Source organism: Streptomyces sp. NPDC104367, from assembly GCF_055583825.1.
In genome coordinates this window covers 338,839-358,195 of record NZ_JBVJND010000004.1, presented here as the reverse complement: position 1 = coordinate 358,195, position 19,357 = coordinate 338,839, and the positions used below count along the sequence as shown (strand labels likewise).

At 73.3% G+C, this 19,357-nt stretch carries 12 protein-coding genes and 2 pseudogenes; 6 read left to right on the top strand and 8 right to left on the bottom strand.

Annotation, left to right across the window (positions count from 1 at the left end; genetic code table 11):
• Window positions 1–46: 46 nt before the first annotated feature.
• Complete coding sequence (locus ACZ619_RS08865; protein WP_469595953.1) at window positions 47–1,105, bottom strand: glycoside hydrolase family 5 protein; 1,059 nt, start codon at window positions 1,103–1,105, stop codon at window positions 47–49.
• Between the two features lie 259 nt (window positions 1,106–1,364).
• Here ACZ619_RS08865 and ACZ619_RS08860 point away from each other — a divergent pair, with 259 nt between their 5' ends.
• From ACZ619_RS08860 to gap, 4 genes are all read left to right on the top strand, one after another.
• On the top strand, window positions 1,365–2,456 hold the full coding sequence (locus ACZ619_RS08860; protein ID WP_469595950.1) for a LacI family DNA-binding transcriptional regulator: 1,092 nt from the start codon (window positions 1,365–1,367) through the stop codon (window positions 2,454–2,456).
• Window positions 2,457–2,600: 144 nt separating this feature from the next.
• On the top strand, window positions 2,601–2,960 hold the full coding sequence (locus tag ACZ619_RS08855; RefSeq protein ID WP_469595947.1) for a winged helix-turn-helix transcriptional regulator: 360 nt from the start codon (window positions 2,601–2,603) through the stop codon (window positions 2,958–2,960).
• Window positions 2,961–3,250: 290 nt separating this feature from the next.
• Entirely contained in the window at window positions 3,251–4,207 is a 957-nt protein-coding gene (locus ACZ619_RS08850; protein ID WP_469595945.1) for a GlxA family transcriptional regulator, read from the top strand.
• 160 nt (window positions 4,208–4,367) lie between these two features.
• On the top strand, window positions 4,368–5,363 hold the full coding sequence (gap, locus tag ACZ619_RS08845) for a type I glyceraldehyde-3-phosphate dehydrogenase (RefSeq protein ID WP_469595942.1): 996 nt from the start codon (window positions 4,368–4,370) through the stop codon (window positions 5,361–5,363).
• Between the two features lie 48 nt (window positions 5,364–5,411).
• Here the strand turns inward: gap and ACZ619_RS08840 are convergent, their stop codons facing one another.
• From ACZ619_RS08840 to ACZ619_RS08830, 3 genes are all read right to left on the bottom strand, one after another.
• Entirely contained in the window at window positions 5,412–7,016 is a 1,605-nt protein-coding gene (locus ACZ619_RS08840) for an MFS transporter (protein ID WP_469595939.1), read from the bottom strand.
• Between the two features lie 251 nt (window positions 7,017–7,267).
• A complete protein-coding gene (locus ACZ619_RS08835; protein ID WP_469595936.1) occupies window positions 7,268–8,983 on the bottom strand; it encodes a serine/threonine-protein kinase in 1,716 nt (571 codons plus the stop codon).
• A gap of 43 nt (window positions 8,984–9,026) precedes the next feature.
• Window positions 9,027–10,622: a hypothetical protein gene (locus tag ACZ619_RS08830; protein WP_469595933.1), complete on the bottom strand. Its 1,596-nt coding sequence runs from the start codon at window positions 10,620–10,622 to the stop codon at window positions 9,027–9,029.
• 138 nt (window positions 10,623–10,760) lie between these two features.
• Here ACZ619_RS08830 and ACZ619_RS08825 point away from each other — a divergent pair.
• Window positions 10,761–11,306 (top strand): annotated as a pseudogene (locus tag ACZ619_RS08825) (AbfB domain-containing protein); the annotation flags it as partial.
• Between the two features lie 70 nt (window positions 11,307–11,376).
• Here the strand turns inward: ACZ619_RS08825 and ACZ619_RS08820 are convergent.
• Window positions 11,377–13,839 (bottom strand): SpoIIE family protein phosphatase, encoded by a 2,463-nt coding sequence (locus tag ACZ619_RS08820; RefSeq protein WP_469595931.1) that lies wholly within the window; start codon window positions 13,837–13,839, stop codon window positions 11,377–11,379.
• Between the two features lie 209 nt (window positions 13,840–14,048).
• Here ACZ619_RS08820 and ACZ619_RS08815 point away from each other — a divergent pair, with 209 nt between their 5' ends.
• On the top strand, window positions 14,049–16,121 hold the full coding sequence (locus ACZ619_RS08815; protein WP_469595929.1) for a SpoIIE family protein phosphatase: 2,073 nt from the start codon (window positions 14,049–14,051) through the stop codon (window positions 16,119–16,121).
• On the opposite strand, the gene ACZ619_RS08810 is transcribed toward ACZ619_RS08815, so the two are convergent.
• The 3 genes and pseudogenes from ACZ619_RS08810 to ACZ619_RS08800 all read right to left on the bottom strand — a co-directional run bounded on the left by ACZ619_RS08810 (window position 16,070) and on the right by ACZ619_RS08800 (window position 19,266).
• Window positions 16,070–17,782 (bottom strand): hypothetical protein, encoded by a 1,713-nt coding sequence (locus ACZ619_RS08810; RefSeq protein ID WP_469595927.1) that lies wholly within the window; start codon window positions 17,780–17,782, stop codon window positions 16,070–16,072. The two genes, ACZ619_RS08815 and ACZ619_RS08810, sit on opposite strands and share 52 nt — an antisense overlap.
• A 129-nt stretch (window positions 17,783–17,911) precedes the next feature.
• A pseudogene (locus tag ACZ619_RS08805) lies at window positions 17,912–18,598 on the bottom strand (polysaccharide deacetylase family protein); the annotation flags it as partial.
• The gene (locus tag ACZ619_RS08800) at window positions 18,598–19,266 is read right to left on the bottom strand and encodes a glycoside hydrolase family 11 protein (protein WP_469595924.1); all 669 of its coding nucleotides are present in this window, start codon (window positions 19,264–19,266) and stop codon (window positions 18,598–18,600) included. The pseudogene ACZ619_RS08805 and the gene ACZ619_RS08800, both read right to left, overlap by 1 nt.
• Window positions 19,267–19,357: the final 91 nt, after the last annotated feature.

The following is a 19,357-nucleotide window of genomic DNA, read 5'->3' as shown; positions in this document are numbered from 1 at the left end:
CCGGGCGGCCGCGGTGCCCGTCGGCGCCGCGGCCGCCCCGGCCCGGTCAGCCCGCCACGGGCCTGCCGCGGCCCCAGGCCCAGGCGAGCCGGTCGGCGCCGGACTGGTTGGTGGTGGCAAGCCACGGCCGGGCCGCGTCGCCGATCAGCTTCTGGATCGAGTAGGTGTCGTCGGTACGCAGGCCGGGCCAGTAGACCGAGCCCATGCCGAGCTTGCGGAAGGTGTCGGTGTCGGCCTGGATGAAGTTGACCGAGTTGTCGTCGGGAGCGGGCCGGTTGTAGTCGAGGCCGGTGGTCATCGGCGCGCCGAACTCGTCGGCGACGGTACGGCCCGCGCAGTCGCCGAGACGCTCCTTCAGGTCGGCGGCCCACTGGTCGTAGGTCGCGTAGCTCTTCCAGAAGCCGTAGTGGTGCAGGGAGAGGTAGGTGCCCTTCAGGCGCGGGTCGGCGCAGACCGTGGTGACGTGGTCGTTGTAGCCGGCGCCGCTGACGAACACCCGGTCGTGCGGGACGGAGGGGTAGGTGGCCAGCCACTTGGCGGCGAGGTCGGCCCACTCGGCGTCGGTGTAGCCGTGCGGCTCGTTCATCGGCTCGAAGTAGACGTGCGGGTCGTGCCGGTAGGCCTTGACCACGGTGTCCCACATGGGCCAGTAGGTGGCCTCGTCGTCGATGAAGCCGTCCTTGCGGTCTCCGGTGCCCTCCCAGTAGGAGATGATCACCTTGAAGCCCTGGGCGGAGGCCGCGTCGACGACAGCGCGGTACGACTTCCAGTACGAGCCGTTGACGGTGTACGGGTTGATGGGCAGCCGTACGGTGTTGGCGCCGAGGTTGGCGCGGAAGGCCGCGATGACCCGGGTGGCCTTGGCGTAGGTCTGGGCGTAGGTGTCGGAGAGCGACAGGCCGGACAGGACCACGGGGTCGTCGGCGAAGTTGTCGCGCGGGTCGGCCCAGTTGACGCCCTTGAACTGGCTGGTGCCGTGGCCCGGTTCGGCGGCGGAGGCCGGACTGCCGGTGAGGGTCGTGGCGCCCACCGCGGCGATCGCGACCGCCGCGAGGGCGGCCCGGGTGCGGGGGGTGACGCGGGTTCTGGTGGGGGTCTTGCGCATCGACGTGCCCTTTCGGAAGACGGCGGCTCGGCGCGGCGGGGCCCGGGACCCAGGCCGCGTGTTCACGTGAACATCGTCCGGACATGTTCACGTGAACATCATCTGCGCGACGATCGGACGGGATCTCCGTCCGGGCTGGTCACGCGGCGATGTTTACGTAAACTCGAAAGCGACGGAATCGTGACATCCGCTCCAGCGGCCGTCAAGGTTTCCCGCTCCGTAGGATCCGTAGTGCGAAGGGGACTTGAGGGGTGAGGCGATGGACCTGAACGGCTCCGGGCAGGGGGGCGCGGCGGGCGCGGGCGGTGCGCGGCGGGGTGGTTCCGGGGTGCCCGGCGGGCGCCGCAAGCAGCGGGTCTCGATGGCGGACGTGGCCCGGCTCGCCGGTGTCTCGTCGCAGACGGTCTCACGGGTCTCCAACGGCCGTCCCGGGGTGATCGGTTCCACCCGGGAACAGGTGCTGGCCGCGATGCGCGAACTCGGCTACCGGCCCAACAGCGCGGCGCGGGCGCTGCGTTACGGCCGGTTCAACACCATCGGCGTGATCCTGTTCAGCCTCTCCTCCACGGGCAACAGCCGCACCGTGGAGGCGATCGCCACGCACGCGGCGGCCGAGGGCTTCGCGATCACCCTCATCCCCCTGGACGCGGCCACGCAGGACAACGTGCTGGGCGCCTTCACGCGGATGGGCGAGCTGGCGGTGGACGCGGTCATCGTCATCATGGAGGTGCATCTGCTCGACACCGGCACGGTGCAACTGCCGCCCGGTGTCCATGTCGTGGTCGTCGACTCGGACGCCGGGGACCGCTACAGCGTGGTCGACACCGACCAGGCCGACGGCGCGCGCAGGGCCGTACGGCATCTGCTGGAGCTGGGGCACCGGACCGTGTGGCACGTCACCGGTCCGCAGTCCTCGTACGCCGGTCAGCGCCGTACCCAGGCCTGGCGGGCCGTGCTGGCGGAGGCCGGGCGGGCGGTGCCGGAGCCGCTGCGGGGCGACTGGTCGGCCGAGTCGGGGTACGCGGCCGGGCTCGCGCTCGCCGGACAGCCGGACTGCACGGCCGTGTTCGCCGCGAACGACCAGATGGCCCTGGGCCTGCTGCGGGCCTTCCACGAACGGGGGCTGTCCGTCCCGGCGGACATCAGCGTGGTCGGCTTCGACGACACCCCCGACGCGGCCTTCTTCATCCCGCCCCTCACCACCGTCCACCAGGACTTCGCCGAGGTCGGCCGCCGTTGCGTGCGGGGTGTCCTGCGCCAGATCCGCACGGGCGACGAGTCCCGTCCCGGCACCGAACTCGTCCCGACCCGCCTGGTGATCAGATCCAGCACGGCCCCGCCACGCGGCTGACCGGGCCGGGAAGCAGTGGACGGCCAGTGCCTCCGCCGCGTTGCCCGTGCCCAGTACCCCGATGCGCATCGCACGCTCCCTCGTCCGCGGCCGCCTCGGCCTTTCGGACCGACGCTACGGAGCCGGTGGGGCACCATCCGGTAAGTGACGACCGACGCCTTCCTCGCCGGCTGCCGTGCCCGGCCGGCCTTCGACCTGCTCTCGAACACCGGGAACGCCGTGGTGCTGTGGGCGCTGCGGGACGGGCCGAGGCGTCCCGTCCAGCTGCGGGAGCACATCGGCGGCATCAGCGCCAAGGTGCTCACCGAGACGCGGCGGCGCCTCCGGTCCGGCGGACTGGTGTCCCGGCGCGCACTGCCCGGGGCCCCGGCGCACGTCGAGTACGAACTCACCGGACTGGGGCGGTCGTTGCTCGGGCCCATCGACACCCTCGGGGCGTGGGCGTTCGCGTACGGTGACGAGGTCATGGCAGCGCGGGAAGCCGGGTGCGCCGGCGCGGAGTGAACGGCCGGCCGGAACGGGCGTGGCGCCACGGCCCCGGCGGAGAGGAACCCCATGACCGACCCCTGCTTCGCACACCCACGCCTGGCCGCGATCCACGACGCCCTCGACCCGCACCGGGGCGGCCTCGGCGCGTATCCAAGGCTGGCGATGGCGGGGCCCTGGCTCCCGCCCCACGGAGGAGCTGGGGCGAGGCCGGTAGCGGCCGCCGCGCGTGACAGCGAGGGCGGGGCGGGTGTTGGCCGGGGGTGGTGGGGCGGTGGGGGTGGGTGGGGGCTCGTAGTCTGGGTGGTGTGGATCACGCTCGGCTGCATCGTGTCGCCGTCCTTGTGCTGGAGGGGGCGAAACCCCTCGACGTCGGTATCCCGGCGCAGGTGTTCACGACCCGGGCGAGCATGCCGTACGAGGTGCGGGTGTGCGGCGCGGCGCCCGGACTGGTGACCGGCGGGGACGGGCTGTCGTACCACGTCGCGCACGGTCTCGACGCGCTGGAGTGGGCGGAGATCGTGTTCGTGCCGGGCTACCGGTTCCCGGACCGGGAGGACCCGCCGCGGGCGGTCGTCGAGGCGCTGCTCGCCGCGCACGCGCGGGGTGCCCGGCTGGCCGCCATCTCCACGGGGGCCTTCGCGCTCGCCGCGACCGGGCTGCTCGACGGCAGGCGCGCCACCACGCACTGGCACTACACCCGGGCCCTGGCGGAGAAGCACCCGCTCGTCCACGTCGACGAGAACGTGCTCTTCGTCGACGAGGGCAGTGTGCTGACGTCGGCCGGGGCCGCCTCGGGCATCGACCTGTGCCTGCACGTCCTCCGCGGTGACCTGGGGGTCGCCGCGTCGAACCACGCGGCCCGGCGGCTGGTCGCCGCCCCCTACCGCAGCGGCGGCCAGGCGCAGTACGTGCCGCGCAGCGTGCCCGAGCCGCTCGGCGAACGGTTCGCGGCGACCCGGGAGTGGGCGCTGCACCGGCTCGGCCGACCGCTCACCCTGGACGCGCTCGCCCGGCACGCGGGGGTCTCGGCGCGCACGTTCTCGCGGCGGTTCGTCGAGGACACCGGGTACACGCCGATGCAGTGGGTGATGCGGGCCCGGATCGACCTGGCCCGCGAGCTGCTGGAGCGCTCGGAGCGGAGCGTCGAGCAGATCGCCGACGACGTCGGTCTCGGCACGGGGGCCAATCTGCGGCTGCACTTCCAGCGCATCCTCGGGACGACGCCCTCCGACTACCGGCGCACCTTCACCAAGGGCGAGTAGCCGCCACCCGGCCGCCCCGGACAGCCGGGTGGCCGGGTGGCCGGGTGGCCGGGTGGCCGGGTGGCCGGGTGGCGGGATCCTTTCGAACCGTGGCGTTCTCGCCGCTGTCGACGGCGGCCGGGGGCGACGAGTCTGGTCGCGTAGCGAAGGGACGCCACTCATGACTCGCATTGCCATCAACGGATTCGGCCGCATCGGACGCAACGTGCTGCGCGCGCTGCTGGAACGGAACACCGAGCTGGAGGTCGTCGCCGTCAACGACCTCACCGAGCCGGCCGCGCTCGCCCGGCTGCTCGCCTTCGACTCGACGTCGGGCCGCCTCGGGCGCCCGGTGAGCGTGGACGGGGACGTCCTCGTCGTCGACGGCCGGCGGATCAAGGTGCTCGCCGAGCGCGAGCCCGCCCAGCTGCCCTGGGCCGAGCTCGGCGTGGACATCGTGCTGGAGTCGACCGGCCGCTTCACCTCGGCGAAGGCGGCCCGCGCCCACCTCGACGCGGGTGCCCGGAAGGTGCTGGTGAGCGCGCCGGCGGACGGCGCCGACGTCACCCTCGCGTACGGCGTGAACACCGACGCCTACGACCCCGAGCTGCACACGGTCGTGTCCAACGCCTCGTGCACGACGAACGCGCTCGCGCCGCTGGCCGCGGTGCTGGACGAACTCGCCGGTATCGAGCACGGGTTCATGACGACCGTGCACGCGTACACGCAGGAGCAGAACCTCCAGGACGGACCGCACCGCGACCCGCGCCGGGCCCGGGCCGCGGGGGTCAACATCGTGCCGACGACGACGGGTGCCGCCAAGGCGATCGGCCTGGTGCTGCCGAACCTCGACGGCAAGCTGTCCGGCGACTCGATCCGGGTGCCGGTGCCGGTGGGTTCGATCGTCGAGCTGAACACGACGGTGTCCCGTGACGTGACGCGGGACGAGGTGCTGGCGGCCTACCGCGCCGCGGCACAGGGTCCGCTGGCGGGCGTCCTGGAGTACTCCGAGGACGCGCTGGTCTCCTCCGACATCACGGGCAACCCGGCCTCGTCGATCTTCGACTCGGCGCTCACCCGGGTCGACGGCCGCCACATCAAGGTGGTCGCCTGGTACGACAACGAGTGGGGCTTCTCGAACCGGGTGATCGACACGCTCGAACTGCTCGCGCGCTAGCGGGCGCGGTGGCCGGCCGCCGCACCGGTGGCCGGCCACCGGTGCGGCTCAGCCCGCGGCGCCGGCCGGGTGCGTGACCGCTTCCGCGGCCGGCCGCGCGGCCCGCGCCGGGCGGATCCCGATGAGCAGGGCGGCGACCACCGCGGCCGCCAGCATCCCGATGCCGCCGACGAGGGCGCAGGTGTGCAGGGCGTCGGTGAAGCTCGCGCCGTAGGCGCCCAGCGCCTGCCCGGTGCTCTCGGGCGTGTTCAGGTGCAGGAAGGCGCCGGCCTGGATGCCGACGCCGGACACCATGCCGTTCACCTGGCCCTGGTCGGCGGGGCTCAGCCCGGACGCGGCGAGGTGTCCGGGCAGGGTGGCCAGGGTGCGCTGGGTGAGGACGACGCCGAAGACGGCGGGGCCGAGGGCGCTGCCGATCTGGCGGAGCGCGCTGTTGGCCGCGGCCGCGGTGCCGCCCTGCTGGTGCGGCAGGGCGTTCATGGCGATGGTGGTGATCGGCGCCATGGCGAGCGCGATGCCGATGCCGAGGACTCCGATGACCAGGGCGGCCTCACCGGTGCCGGTGTCGGCGTGGAAGAGGTTCACCAGGAGGGCTCCGATCCCGCCGGTCACCAGACCGGTGACCAGCAGCAGCCCGGGCGTGACGCGGTTCATCAGACGGCCGACCAGCGGGCCGAGCACCACCGTGAAGCCGTTGACGGCGATCAGGCGGATGCCGATGTCCAGCGTCGAGGCGTGGTGGACGAGGCCGAAGTACTCGCTGAGCGCGAAGACCAGGCCGACCTGGGCGAACAGGGTGACGGCCATGACCAGGGCGGCGCCGGAGAACGCCGGGGACCTGAACAGGCGCATGTCCAGCATCGGGCAGGCGGAGCGCAGTTCGACGAGGACGAAGCCGGCGGCGCCGAGTGCGGCGGCCACGAAGGCGATCACGGCCTGGGCCGACGACCAGCCCTCGCTGCCGCCCTCGATGACGCCGTAGACCAGTCCGGTGATGGCGACGACGGCCAGAAGCTGGCCGGGGACGTCCAGATGACGTTCGCGTTCCGCGCGGGAGTCGGTGAGCAGCCCGGCGCCGATCACGGCCGTCGCGACGCCGAGGACCAGCGAGGGCAGGAAGATCCACCGCCAGCTCGCGTGCTCCACGATCAGGCCGTTGACCACCGGCCCCAGGGTCAGACCGAGGCCGAGGGCGGCCGTCCACAGGGCTATCGCCCGGGCGCGCTTGCGGGGGTCCGGGCAGACGTGGCCGATCAGGGCCAGCGTGGAGGGCAGCAGCGCGGCGGTGCCGACGCCGGTGAGCGCCTGGCCCACGCAGACCTGGACGACGCTGCCGGCCGTCAGACAGACCAGGCAGCCGAGGGCGAACAGCGCCAGACCGGCCAGGTAGGTCTTCTTGCGGCCGTACAGGTCGCCCACCATGCCGAAGGTCAGCAGCAGGGCGGCGGTCGGCAGGATGAAGGCGTCGGTGATCCACTGGAGTCCGACGGTGGAGGCGTCGAGGGCCTGTTGCATGACCGGAAGCGCGACGGAGACCCCGACGACCGGCAGGTAGGAGACGAACACGCCCAGGCAGGCCAGCACGATGGTGGCCGAGATGTGCCGGGTGCCGGTGTCGGGCGGCGCGGACGGGGACGAGGCAGAGGAAGGCATGGCCACAGGGCACCTCGGAGCAGTGGAGTGACAGGGCGACGTACGGGGCGGTGACCGGCGCCGCGTCGACTCCCGATCGACGCGCGCACCGCGGCTGCACCGCCGTGCCGACAGCGGGGACTCCGTCAAGCCACTTCTGTCGGGGCGAGCGATTCGGACCGTATACCGACGGGCCACCTGCGGAGATGCCCTTGGACCTGCAACCTAAGCTGAACGCCGCTGACACCTGGCCCCGGTCCGGTGCCCGCCCGTCACCCGTCGTACGGCATCACATCGGTGATCCGGCCCTTGGTGTCGGCCTGGAGGTAGCCGGACTGGCTGTACTTGTTGGTGATGTAGACGGACATGCCGGCGGGGTCGTCGAAGGTGGTGTCCGGGAAGTCCACGAGCAGGTAACGGGTGTCCGGATCGGGCACCTTGAGCCTCTTCTCCGCCTGGGCCAGCAGGTACGGCACCTTGTCCCAGGCGTAGCCGTCCAGGGTCGTCGGGGTGGTCCCGCTGGGCAGCGAACCGCTGATGATGCCCTTCTCGACTCCGCTCCCGGGGCGGTAGGTGTACGAGTCGTAGGCGCTGTCGCTCCCCTTCACCATGATGCGGGCGCTGACGAAGTCCGGGTACACGGTGACGTCGCCGAACCGGTCCCGGCCGGTCTCCTTCTCGAAGGCCGCGATCGCGGTGCGGATGCCCTGCGGGGTCAGCAGGTCGTCCGTGCCGGAGGTCTCCTCCGCGGCCGTCGGGGAGGCGTCGGAGCCGGTCTCGGGCGACGACGTGACGGCCGTGCCGCCGGAGCTCTTCGTGCCGCCGGTGCCCTTCGTGCCGCCGCCGTCCGGCAGGAGCGTCCAGAGGAGGACGCCCGCGAGGGCGACTCCGGCGGTGGGCAGGACCAGCAGCGGCCAGCGGCGGCGGCCGACGGAAGTCGGCGTGGTGGGCGCCTGGTGGCCCGCCGCCGGGGCGTGCGCCGGGGCCTGCGGCGGAACCGCGGGGGGCTGGAGGTGGAAGGACGTGGGCGGTTCCCCGGCCGGCCCGGTCCCTCCGGTTCGTCCGGTCCCCCCGGTTCCTATGGTCCCCCCGGTTCCTATGGCTCCCGTAGTTCCTATGGCTCCCGCGGTTCCTATGGCTCCCGCGGCGACGGCCGCCAGCATCCGCTCCAGCTGCCGGGAGTCGGGACGGGCGTGCGGGTCCCGGACCAGGACGCGGGAGAGGACGTCCGTCAGGGGGCCCGCCTGGACCGGCGGCGGGACGTCCTCGGCGAGGACCGCGGCGAGGGTGGCCAGGGTCGTGGCGCGGCGCAGCGGGTGGTGGCCCTCGACGGCGACGTACAGCATCATCGCGAGCGACCACAGGTCCGCCGCCGGGCCGCCGTCCTTGCCGGAGACGCGCTCGGGCGCCATGTAGTCGGGGGTGCCGATGACCGAGCCGGTGGCGGTGAGGGCGGTGGCCTCGCGGACCGCGGCGATGCCGAAGTCGGTGAGCACCGGGCGGCCGTCGGGGCGCAGCAGGACGTTGGCCGGCTTCACGTCGCGGTGCTCGATGCCGGCCGCGTGGGCGGCGTTCAGCGCGGCCAGCACCTCGCCGCCGAGGCGGGCGGCCTCGACCGGGCTCATCGGGCCGCGGGCCAGCCGGTCGGCCAGGGAACCGCCGGTGACGAGTTCCATGACGATCCAGGGATAGGTGCCCGGTCCGCCGTCGACGATGTGATGGATCGTCACCACGTTGGGATGGTCGATGCGGGCGAGCGCGCGGGCCTCCCGCAGGACCCGCTCCCGCAGCTGCCGCGCGGCCTCCGGGTCGTACTCGGCGAGGCCCGGGTCGACCGGCCGGACCTCCTTGACGGCCACACTGCGGTGCAGCACCAGGTCGGTGGCGCGCCAGACCATGCCCATGCCGCCGCCACCGAGCCGGGCCGCCAGCTCGAACCGTCCGTCGACAACCCGTCTCGCGGGGTTGTCCCTGCCCTCGTCGTTCATGCGCGGGAGCTTAGTTGGCCGCGCCGACAGCGCCGTATCCCGCTCAATAACCGGACCCCAGGGACTGCGTCGTGTAGGCGCACTCGGTGTAGACGTAGCCGTAGCGGAGCTTGGCGGTGTCGGAGCCCGGGGTGGCGGTGCTGTCGTTCTTCGGCTTGTGCACGAAGTACGTGGTGCCGGGCGGCAGGCTGATGGTGCGCTGGGGGTACTTCCTGGCGCTGTCGCTGCACGGCTCCCAGCCGGGGGTGATCGAGCTGGCGAAGGAGTACGCCTCGCAGCCGCCGCACGCCTTCAGGGTGAAGCTGCCGGTGACAGGGCCGGTGTAGAGGACGGTGATGTCGTCGGGGCTGTCGTTCTTGACGGTCACGGAGATACCGCCGCCGGAGGAGGTGGTGGGCAGCTTCTTGCCGGCGGCCGGGAGGGTCTGGGCGACCTCGGCGCCGATGGCGATCTTCCGGGCGCGGTCGCGCTTGCCGTGGTGCGGGTTGTCGGTGAGGAACTGCTCCATGGTCTGCCGGGCCTGCTCGTAGTCGCCGTCCTTGTACTGCCTGACCCCGCAGTCGTACTCCCCCGCGTCACCGCTGCCGTCGGCGCGCGCGGCGACCTCGGCGAGGTCGTCGGTGCTCGCGCCGGCGGAGCCGTTGGACAGCTGGAGGATCTGGGTGTCGAGGGTGTGCAGCCGGGTCACGGCGGTGCAGGGGTCGCTCCCGGAGACGGCCTTCGCCGCCTTCTTCTCGGCCGCGTCGACGGCGGGGACGACCTTGGCGGCCTGGCCGGAGTCGGGGAAGGTGCCCAGCAGGTCGGCGAAGCGGGTGACCCAGTCGGTGCCGCCGTCGGCCAGGGCGTCCGCTCCGCACGCGTAGAGCGAGGTGGCCAGCCGGTCGTCCGGCCAGCCGGCGAGCGTGCCGAGCTGGTCCTTCGGCATGGAGTCGGGGACGGTGCGCAGGTACTTGAGCGGTTCGATCGCGGTGCAGTAGTCGTCGTGGCCGTAGGCCGCCGCGACCGTCGTGTAGTAGGTCCTCAGCCGGTCGGGGACCTGGGCAGCGGCGCGGGAGCCGGAGTGGTGGACGGCGATGTCGCGGTAGACGGCGAGGGCCTCGCGGTAGTCGGACCTGGCACTGGCGAAGGCGTCCCGGCCGGCCGCGTCGACCTGTCGGTCGGCGCGGTCGAGGCGGGCGAGGAGGGCCTGTTCGACGGCTTCCTGCCGCGCGTCGTCGTACCAGAGGGCGCCGCCGGCCGGGACGGCGAGCAGGACGACGCCGAGGGCGAGCGCGAGGGGCTGCCGCGCGGGCCGCACCAGCCGGGTGCGCAGGCCGACGAAGGCGCCGTGGACGGCCGCGAGCAGCAGGATCAGGGCGTAGGCGACGAGTGCGGCGCCGGGTACGCCGTCGGCGTCCGCGGGCAGGGCGACGAACAGGAGGACGGCGGTCGCGGCCAGGCAGCCGGCCATCGCGAGCCGTCTGCGCACGAGGAGGTAACCGAGGCCGAGGCCGCTCAGGTTGAGCAGGGCGACGGCGGCGGCGCGCAGGGGGTCCGGCGGGGCCGGCGGCAGACCCGGCGGCATGGGCGGCACCGGGAATCCCTGGTTCGGGTACCCGTACCCGTGGTTCGGGTGCGGACCGTACGCGTCCCCGGACATGGCGGCTCCCCCGATTGCGCCCGAATCCCTAGGAATTGACAGTGTACGGCCATAAGTGCGAATTCGACAGGCCGAAAGCCGCCGGTCGGGCACCCGTGCCGTCGACAACGTTGTCCGAACCTGGTCCGGACGCACGACTCCCGCCGGCCGGTGGGACTGCTCGACGGCATCCGCGAGAACTCCATGCCGGCCGGCGGGCTGTCGGCCTCCGGCTACACCCAGGTCACCGACGTCGAGAACGAGACCAACGGCCTGCTGGCGTACGACCGTCAGGCCGTCACGGCCGACGAGGCCCGGGTGCGGGCCGCCAACCTGGCGCTCGTCGACACCTCCCGCGATCCCGCCGCCCCGGTGCGGCTCCCGGCCGGCCGGTACGTCTCGCTCCGTGTCACCACGCCCTGCTACACGGACCGCTGCATCCGGCACTCCGACGGGCTCGGCCGCACGGAGGTGGTCGACGCCGGCAGCGACGACCTGCTGAAGCAGGACGCCACCTGGAAGATGGTGCCGGGGCTCGCCAACGGCCTGTGCTGCTCGCTGGAGTCCCGCAACCACCCGGGCCAGTACCTCCACATCGACGCCGAGCTGTGGCCGGCCCGGCCGGACGGCACCCACCCCTGGGACAACCCGGCCTCCTTCACCGAGGACACCACCTGGGCGGTGACCGCGCCCTGGTCCCCCTGACCGACGGCCACCGCGCTCCCACGGCCCACCGTCGGCCCCGGTGGGCCAGGCGCACCCCGAGCGAGGGCTCCTAGGACCGCGGGAGTTCCTGTTCGGCCCAGATGACCTTGCCTTCGCCGGTGTAGCGGGCGCCCCAGCGGTGGGTGAGCTGGGCGACGAGGAAGAGGCCGCGGCCGCCCTCGTCCATGCTGCGGGCGTGCCGCAGCCGGGGGGCGGTGCTGCTGGCGTCGGCGACCTCGCAGGTCAGCCGGGAGTCGCGCAACAGCCTCAGCCGGATGGGGGGTTCGGCGTAGCGCAGGGCGTTGGTGACCAGTTCGCTGACGATGAGCTCGGTGGTCGTCACCAGCTCGTCGTAGCCCCAGGCCGCCACCTGGCGGGCCGCGCGGGAGCGGAGGTCGGCGACGGCGGCCGGGTCGGCCGGCACGTCCCAGGAGACGACGTCGTCGGCGCCCAGGGCGTGGGTGCGGGCCAGCAGGAGGGCGATGTCGTCGGGCTGGGGAACGGGGACGAGCCGCTGGACGGTGGCCGTGCACAGCGCGTCGAGGTCGGTGTCGCGCCGGGACAGCGCGGTGCGCAGGCGGGCCATGCCCAGCTCGACGTCCTGGTCGCCGCCTTCGATGAGCCCGTCGGTGTAGAGCCCGAAGAGGCTGTTCTCGGCGAGTTCGATCTCGACGGCCTCGAACCCCATCCCGCCGAGCCCGAGCGGCGGCCCGGCGGGCATCTCGGGGTAGTGGGCGTGCCCGTCGGGCGCGACGACGACCGGTGGCGGGTGGCCGGCGCGGGCCATCGCGCACCGCCGGGTCACCGGGTCGTAGACGGCGTACAGACAGGTCGCGCCGACGAATCCGGCGGTGCTGTCCGCGGCGCCCGCGCCCTCCTCCGCGCCGAGCCGCAGCACGAGGTCGTCGAGGTGGGCGAGGAGTTCGTCGGGCGGCATCTCCATGTCGGCGAGGGTCTGCACGGCGGTGCGCAGCCGCCCCATGCTCGCCGCCGCGGCGAGCCCGTGGCCCACGACGTCGCCGACGACCAGGCCGACCCGGGCCCCGGACAGCGGGATGACGTCGAACCAGTCGCCGCCGACGCCGTCCGTCGCGTCCGCCGGCCGGTAGGAGGAGGCCAGCTCAAGGGCCGTGCCGCCGGTCAGTGCCTGGGGCAGCAGGCTGCGCTGGAGGGTGACCGCCGCGGTGTGCTCCCGGGTGTAGCGGCGGGCGTTGTCGACGCAGACGGCTGCGCGCGCGACCAGTTCCTGGGCGAGCAGGACGTCGTCGGGCCGGAAGGAGACCGGGTTGAGCGAGCGGGCGAACGTGGTCAGGCCGAGGACGGTGTCGCGGGCCCGCATCGGGACGGAGATCAGCGAGTGCAGTCCGAACTCCCGGATCCGGGCCGTGCGCGCGGGCTGGTGGGTGGCCCACAGGTGGTCGTCCGGGTCGAGCACCGGGACGAGGACGGGTTCGCCGCTGACGAGCAGGTCCACGCCGTGCGGCGGGGGCAGGAAGTCGACCCGGTCGCCGATCCGCGCCACGGCCTCGGGGCTGCCCTCGCGCACGGTCCGCAGCGCGGCCCGGCGCATCACCGGCCGGGTCGGCACGGGTCCGGCGTCGGCCAGCCAGGTGCCGTTCCCCTCGCTGCCGAGGACGGTGTCCAGCAGGTCGACGATGACGAAGTCGGCGAAGCGGGGTACGGCGAAGTCGGCGAGTTCCTGGGCGGTGCGCAGCACGTCGAGGGTGGTGCCGACCCGGGTGCCGGCCTCGTTGACCAGGGACAGCAGTCGGCGGGCGCTCCAGCGCTCGGTGACGTCGGTGACCATGTAGCAGACCCCGGTGAGACGGTTGCCGGGGTCGACGAGCGGAAAGAACGAGGTGGAGTAGGCGCGTTGGCGGTGCGGGTCGGCCCAGCTCCAGCCGAGGTACTCGTAGTCGGTGACCGGCTCCCGGGTGGCGAGGACCTTGCGCATCAGGCTCTCGATGGCGCTCGCCTGGAGTCCGGGCAGCAGCTCGCTCAGCCTGCGGCCCAGGCGCTGTTCGCGGGGAACCCCGCCGAAGCTCTCCAGGGTGTCGTTGAGCCAGACGTAGCGCAGCTCCAGGTCCATCACGGCCATGCCGATCGGCGAGCGGGTGAGGAACCCGTCGAGGACGGACTGGCCCATCGTCCACTGGGGCCGGCGCTCGCGGGCGGAGACCAGGAAGCACTCCCCGCCGTCCATCCGGAAGGACGCGGAGACCCGCAGGTCGACCTCGATGCCGCGGCCGTCGCGGTGGCGCAGCGGGACGACTCCGCTCCAGCCCATTCCGGACCGGCAGCGCTCGGCGACGCCGGCGGCGCGGGCCGGGTCGGCGCGCAGGGCGAGCAGCGGGGCCGCGGGGTGCCCGACGACCTCGGCGGCCGGGCGGCCGAGCAGGACCTCGGCGGCGCGGGTCCAGCCGGTCACGACGCCGTCCGCGGACAGCACCGCCGCCGCGTCGCTGGAGGCGTCGAGGAGATCGTGCGGGCCCGTGGAGGCCGGCACGTCGAAGTCTTCTCGCGGAGAATCCATTGGCTACATCCTGTACGTACCCTTATGTTCCTGCTTGTCCGGCCGATGCGCACGGCCCCGCGGGCAAGGGGTCGGTGAGAACGGGAGCGCCGCGCGGTACGGGGTACCCGTCCTGTGCGGTTGGGGCGGCGGGCCGGCCGGGGGCAGCATGGAAGGGCCGTGTCAGCGGCGCCGGCAGCGGCCCGGCGGCCGGTGGAGGTGGTTGAGGGATGGGTGCGGGTGCCCTGCGGTCCGACGGCTCCGGTGCCGAGTACGGCTCCGAGAGGCCCCGTCCGACCGGTCTGCTGGACGTGCTGAGCGTGGCCGCGGTGGCCCTGGACGTGCACGGCCGGATCGTGTTCTGGACCCCGCAGGCCGAGGATCTCTTCGGCTACACGGCCGAGGAGGCGCTGGGCAGGTTCGCGGCGCGGCTGTTCATCCACCCGGAGCATCTGCAGGCCGCGGTGAGCCTCTTCGCGGAGGTGCTGGACACCGGCCGGTCCTGGGCCGGCGCCTTCCCGGTCCGGCACAAGGACGGCGGCAGCCGGCTGATGGAGTTCCGCTCCATGCGGCTGCTGGACGATCTGGGCGACGTCTACGCCCTGGGCATCGTCGCCGACCACACCCTGCTCCAGCGGGTGGAGACCGACCTGGCGCTGTGCGAGCGGCTGATCAACCAGTCCCCCATCGGCCTGGCGCTCCTCGACCCGGACCTGCGCTATCTGCTGGTGAACCCGGCGCTGGAGCGGATCGACGGGGTGCCGGCCGAGGAGCACATCGGCCGGCACCTGCGGGAGACGCTGCCGCTGCCCGACATCGACACGGTGGAGTCGGCGCTGCGCCAGGTGCTGACCACCGGTACGCCGCTGCTCGACCAGTACCACGTGGGCCGGCCGCCGGCGGATCCCGAGCACGAGCACGCCTGGTCGCTGTCGTTCTACCGGCTGGAGGACCCCGGCGGCCGGACACTGGGCGCGGCCGCCTCGGTCGTGGACGTCACCGAGCGGCACCGGGCGGCCGCCGAGGCGGACCGGGCCCGGCGCCGGCTCGCCCTCATCGCGGACGCCTCGGTCCGGGTGGGCACCTCGCTGGAGGTGGAGCGCACCGCGCACGAGCTGGCCGAGATCGCCACCCCGGTCCTGGCGGACGTGGTCGCGGTGGACGTACTGGACTCGGCGCTGGCCCTGCGCCGCTCACGCCGGCCGGACAACGGCCCGGAGCTGTTCCGCGCCCTCGCCCTCAAGGCGGCCCATCCCACGGTCGCGCTGCGCGCCGCCGACCCGCCCGGTGACCTCGCCGCCTACGACGGCGACCGGCTGGTCACGCTGTGCGTGCACACCGCCCGTCCGGTGCTGGTCCCGCGCGTCGGCAAGCACGACCTGCCGCGGATCGCCCGCGACCCCGAGGCCGGCGCGCTGCTGGCGCAGGCCGGGGTGCACTCCTACCTCGCGGTGCCGCTGATCGCGCACGGCGAGGTGCTGGGCGCCCTGGACCTCAAGCGGACCCGCAACCCGCTCCCCTTCGACGAGGACGACGTGGTGCTGGCCACCGAGCTGGCCGGGCGGGCCGCGGTGGCGATCGACAACGCCCGCTGGTTCCAGAGCGTCCGCAACACCGCCCTGACCCTCCAGCGCAGCCTGCTCCCCGACCATCCGCCGCACCACACGGGCCTGGAGCTGGCCTCCCGCTACCAGCCCGCGCTGGCGACCAGCGAGGTGGGCGGCGACTGGTACGACGTGATCCCGCTGTCGGGCGACCGGACGGCGCTGGTGGTCGGGGACGTGATGGGCAACGGCATCGACGCGGCCGCCACCATGGGCCGGCTGCGCACCGCCACCTGCGCCTACGCGGACCTGGAGCTGCCGCCGTCGGCGGTGCTGCGGCATCTCGACAAGATCACCTGCGATCTGGAGCACTACATCGTGACCTGCCTGTACGCGGTGTACGACCCGCACACCAGGCGCTGCGACATCGCCAACGCGGGCCATATGCCGCCGGCGCTGGTGCACTCCGGTCACGCCCCCGCGCTGCTGGAGCTGCCGCCCGCCGCCCCGCTCGGCGTCGGCGGCATCCCCTTCGAGACGGTGGGCGTCGAGCTGGGCGCCGGTGACCTGCTGGTGCTGTACACGGACGGTCTGGTCGAGACCCGCCGGCACGCCATCGACGACCGGCTGAACGTGCTCCTCGGCTTCCTGGACGAGCCGGGGCGGCCGCTGGAGGAGACCTGCGACCTGCTGCTGCACGGGCTGCGTCACCCGGACGACCACGACGACGTGGCGCTGCTGGTGGCGCGGGCGCTCTGATCCTCGCCGCAGCACTCGGTGCGGCAGAAGCAGGAGGCCCGGACGGGCACGTCCGCGGTCGCGGTGGCGAGCTTGAGCTGCTGGGCCACGATCCGCGCCTCGCCGTCCCTGCCGAGCCGCTGGAGGCATTCGTGGAAGCCGTGCAGGGCCCAGACGTTGCCCGGGTGCTGGCGGGGGCGGGGCAGGGTGTCGTCCAGGCCCAGGTCGGCGCGGTAGACCGCCTCGGCCTCCTCGACCCGTCCGCGTTCGAGGAGCAGCGCGCCGTAGGCGTGCCGGGTGGGCTGCATCCAGCCCCAGGGTTCGTCGTACGGGAGGTTGTCGTCCAGTTCGACCGAGCGTCGCAGGGCGGCGAAGGCGGTGTCGAAGTCACCCTGGCGGTAGGCGAGTTCGCCGTCGAGCAGGGCGGCGGCGACGGCCAGGACGTCGACGCAGGTGTTGTTGAAGAGCATGCGGGTGTCCGGGACGGCGGCGGTCGCCTCCCGGAAGCGGGCGCGTTCCGTCACGGCCTCGGCGGTCCGGCCGGTGGCCGCGTGGGCGACGCCGCGGGCGTAGTGCAGCATCGCGGTGGTGACGCAGTACAGGCGGGGGTCGGCGGGCGGCGGCAGGCGCAGGATGTCGTCCCAGCGGCCGAAGCGGACCAGGACGTGCACCCGCATCGCGAGGAAGCCCTCCAGCCAGTCGGCCATGGGCGGGCTCTCGACGCGCAGCAGTTCCTCGGGCACGGCGGCCTCCAGGCGGTCGGCCGCGGCGAGGGCGTCCTGGAGGCGGCCGAGGAACATCGCGCCGTAGATCCCGAAGTGGAGGTTGTGGCAGCGGTAGAGGGTGTAGAAGTTCATCGCGCCGGCGCGGGCGAGGTACTTCTCGTCGGCCGCGTGGGCGACGGCGTTGTCGGAGACCACGCGCCGGTAGTCGCCGCACAGGACCTCCAGGTGGGAGGGCATGTGCTGGAGGTGCCCGGCGTCGGGCACCAGGCCGCGCAGCCGGTCGGCGACCGCGAGGGCCGCCTCGGGCGTCGGTGACATCTCCATCAGATGGACGTAGAGGTGGATCAGCCCGGGGTGCCGGGCGCCCGGCCCGGTGGCCAGGGCCCGCTCCAGCACCTCCCGGGCCGCCACGGTGCGGGCGCCCTCGGCGGGCCGGCCGCTGCGGATGTCCCAGAGCTGCCAGGGGGTGAGGTTCATCAGGGCGTCGGCGTACAGGGTCGCGACGTCGAGGTCGTCGGGGGCGAGTTCATGGACGGCGCGCATGCCGTCGGCGTAGGCGGTGTTCCAGACGGAGCAGGCCGTGGCGTCCTCGGCGGCGGCCCGCGGGTAGCGGGCGCGCAGTGCCTCGATCAGGGCGCGTTCGACGGGGGTGGCGTGCGCGGCCGCCTTGGTGTGGGCGCGCTCCACGGCGGTGTGGGTGCGTTCGACGGTGCGCGCCAGGTCCCGCTCGTCGAAGAACTCCCAGGGTTTGTTGTAGTTGGGGCCGAGGGCGTAGGCCACGCCCCAGTCGGCCATCGCGCAGTGGGGGTCCGCGGCGCCGGCCGCCTCGAAACAGCGGACGGCCTCCTCGTGGTTGAAGGCGTAGGTCCAGATCAGCCCGCGGTCGAACCAGGTCTGTGCCTCGGGGGACGTCGTCGTCACGCGCCGGCTGTGACCGCCCAGGTCGTAGTAGTCCACGGCGACGAACCTATCCGCGCGAGGCGGGCGGAAGATCCCGTTTCATCCGAAGTCATGAGGGTGGCGCGGCGGTTGACGGACCGTCGCGCCACCCGTGTCACGTGCGTCCCTTCGGCCGCGGCCCGTTCAGGGAGCGACCGCGCGGCCGGTCTGCGGGGAGATCCGGCCGGCGCACAGCCCCTTGGCGGCGAGCGTCTGGGCGATGCGCCCGATCGCGGCCAGGGTGTTGGCCGGCCATTCGTGCATGAGGACGATCTGGCCGCTGGTGAGCCGTGCGACGGCCTGCACGATGGCGTCGGTGCTCGCGCCGTTCCAGTCCTGCGAGTCGACGTCCCAGATGATCTCGGTCAGCCCGTACTTGGCCTCGACCGCGCGCACGGTGGCGTCGCTCTCGCCGTACGGCGGCCGGAACAGGACCGGAGTCCCGCCGCCGGCGCCCGCCACGGCCGACTGGGTGCGGGAGATCTCCGAGTCGATCTGCGCCTGGGTCTGCTGGGTGAGGTGCGGATGGGTGTAGCTGTGGTTGCCGACCCACATCCCGGCGTTCACCTCGGCCCGCACCTGGGCCGGGTAGGCGGCGGCGTACTGGCCCTCGTTGAACATGGTGGCCCGCAGTCCGTTCGCCCCGAGCGCGCTCAGCAGGCCCGGTGTGTGGGCGGTGGAGGGCCCGTCGTCGAAGGTGAGTCCGACGTACCCGGCGCAGGTGGCGGAGTGGGCCGGGGCGGCGCCGGCGGCGAGCGTGCCGGCGGCGGCCAGGGTGACGGCGACGGCCGCCGCCGTGAGGGGACGCGACGGGAGCCGCGCTGCGGTACCCATCACGCCACCGTGATGTTCGAGCTGCCGCTGCTCTGGTAGCCCTCGGTCGCGAGGATCTGGTAGTAGCTGAAGCTGCCGAGGGACATGCCGGCCCCGGCCCAGGCGTCGAAGTGGTTGGCGGTGGTGATGGTGCCGCCGGTGCGCTTGGACTGGCGGACGCTCCAGTACTGGTTGAAGGTCTTGGTGCCCTCGACGGACGGGGCGTTGTACCGCGTCGTCAGGTAGATGTCGTACGTGCCGCCGTCGCTGGTGACGCTGCCCTTGTAGGTGCCGGTGGGCCGGTAGGTGCCCCAGTTGTCGACGATGTAGTACTCGACGAGCGGGTTCGAGGTCCAGCCGTAGAGGGCCAGGTAGCCGTTGCCGGACGGGCTGAAGCTGCCGGAGTAGGTCACGTTCCTGCGGGCGCCGGTGCTCCAGCCCTTGCCGCAGACGAAGTTGCCGGTGTTGCTCCAGCTGGTGGAGTAGTTGCCGCCGGAGCCCAGGGTCATGGAGACGGTGCCCTGCGCGTCGGTCCAGAACGAGTAGTAGTAGCCGTTGTCGGTGCCGGTCTGGTTCGTGGTGAGGACCGTGGCGGCGCGGGCGGTGCCGGGCAGGGCGAGCCCGGCGGCGGCGCCCAGCAGCAGGGTGCCGGCGCCCCGGCGGCTCAGTGCATGGTCGAGCGGGTTCATGCGGTGCCTCCTCGTATGGCCTGTGCGGGTGTGTGTGGCTTGCTGGGGAGTGTTGGTCTGCCCATGCCACCTGTCAACAGTTTCGGTGATT

What these genes read in the sequence shown, in the direction of transcription:
- ACZ619_RS08865 (WP_469595953.1), bottom strand. Translation starts at nt 1,105, where the DNA reads ATGCGCAAGACCCCCACCAGAACCCGCGTCACCCCCCGCACCCGGGCC.
- ACZ619_RS08860 (WP_469595950.1), top strand. Translation starts at nt 1,365, where the DNA reads ATGGACCTGAACGGCTCCGGGCAGGGGGGCGCGGCGGGCGCGGGCGGT.
- gap (WP_469595942.1), top strand. Translation starts at nt 4,368, where the DNA reads ATGACTCGCATTGCCATCAACGGATTCGGCCGCATCGGACGCAACGTG.
- ACZ619_RS08840 (WP_469595939.1), bottom strand. Translation starts at nt 7,016, where the DNA reads ATGCCTTCCTCTGCCTCGTCCCCGTCCGCGCCGCCCGACACCGGCACC.
- ACZ619_RS08835 (WP_469595936.1), bottom strand. Translation starts at nt 8,983, where the DNA reads ATGAACGACGAGGGCAGGGACAACCCCGCGAGACGGGTTGTCGACGGA.
- ACZ619_RS08830 (WP_469595933.1), bottom strand. Translation starts at nt 10,622, where the DNA reads ATGTCCGGGGACGCGTACGGTCCGCACCCGAACCACGGGTACGGGTAC.
- ACZ619_RS08820 (WP_469595931.1), bottom strand. Translation starts at nt 13,839, where the DNA reads ATGGATTCTCCGCGAGAAGACTTCGACGTGCCGGCCTCCACGGGCCCG.
- ACZ619_RS08815 (WP_469595929.1), top strand. Translation starts at nt 14,049, where the DNA reads ATGGGTGCGGGTGCCCTGCGGTCCGACGGCTCCGGTGCCGAGTACGGC.
- ACZ619_RS08800 (WP_469595924.1), bottom strand. Translation starts at nt 19,266, where the DNA reads ATGAACCCGCTCGACCATGCACTGAGCCGCCGGGGCGCCGGCACCCTG.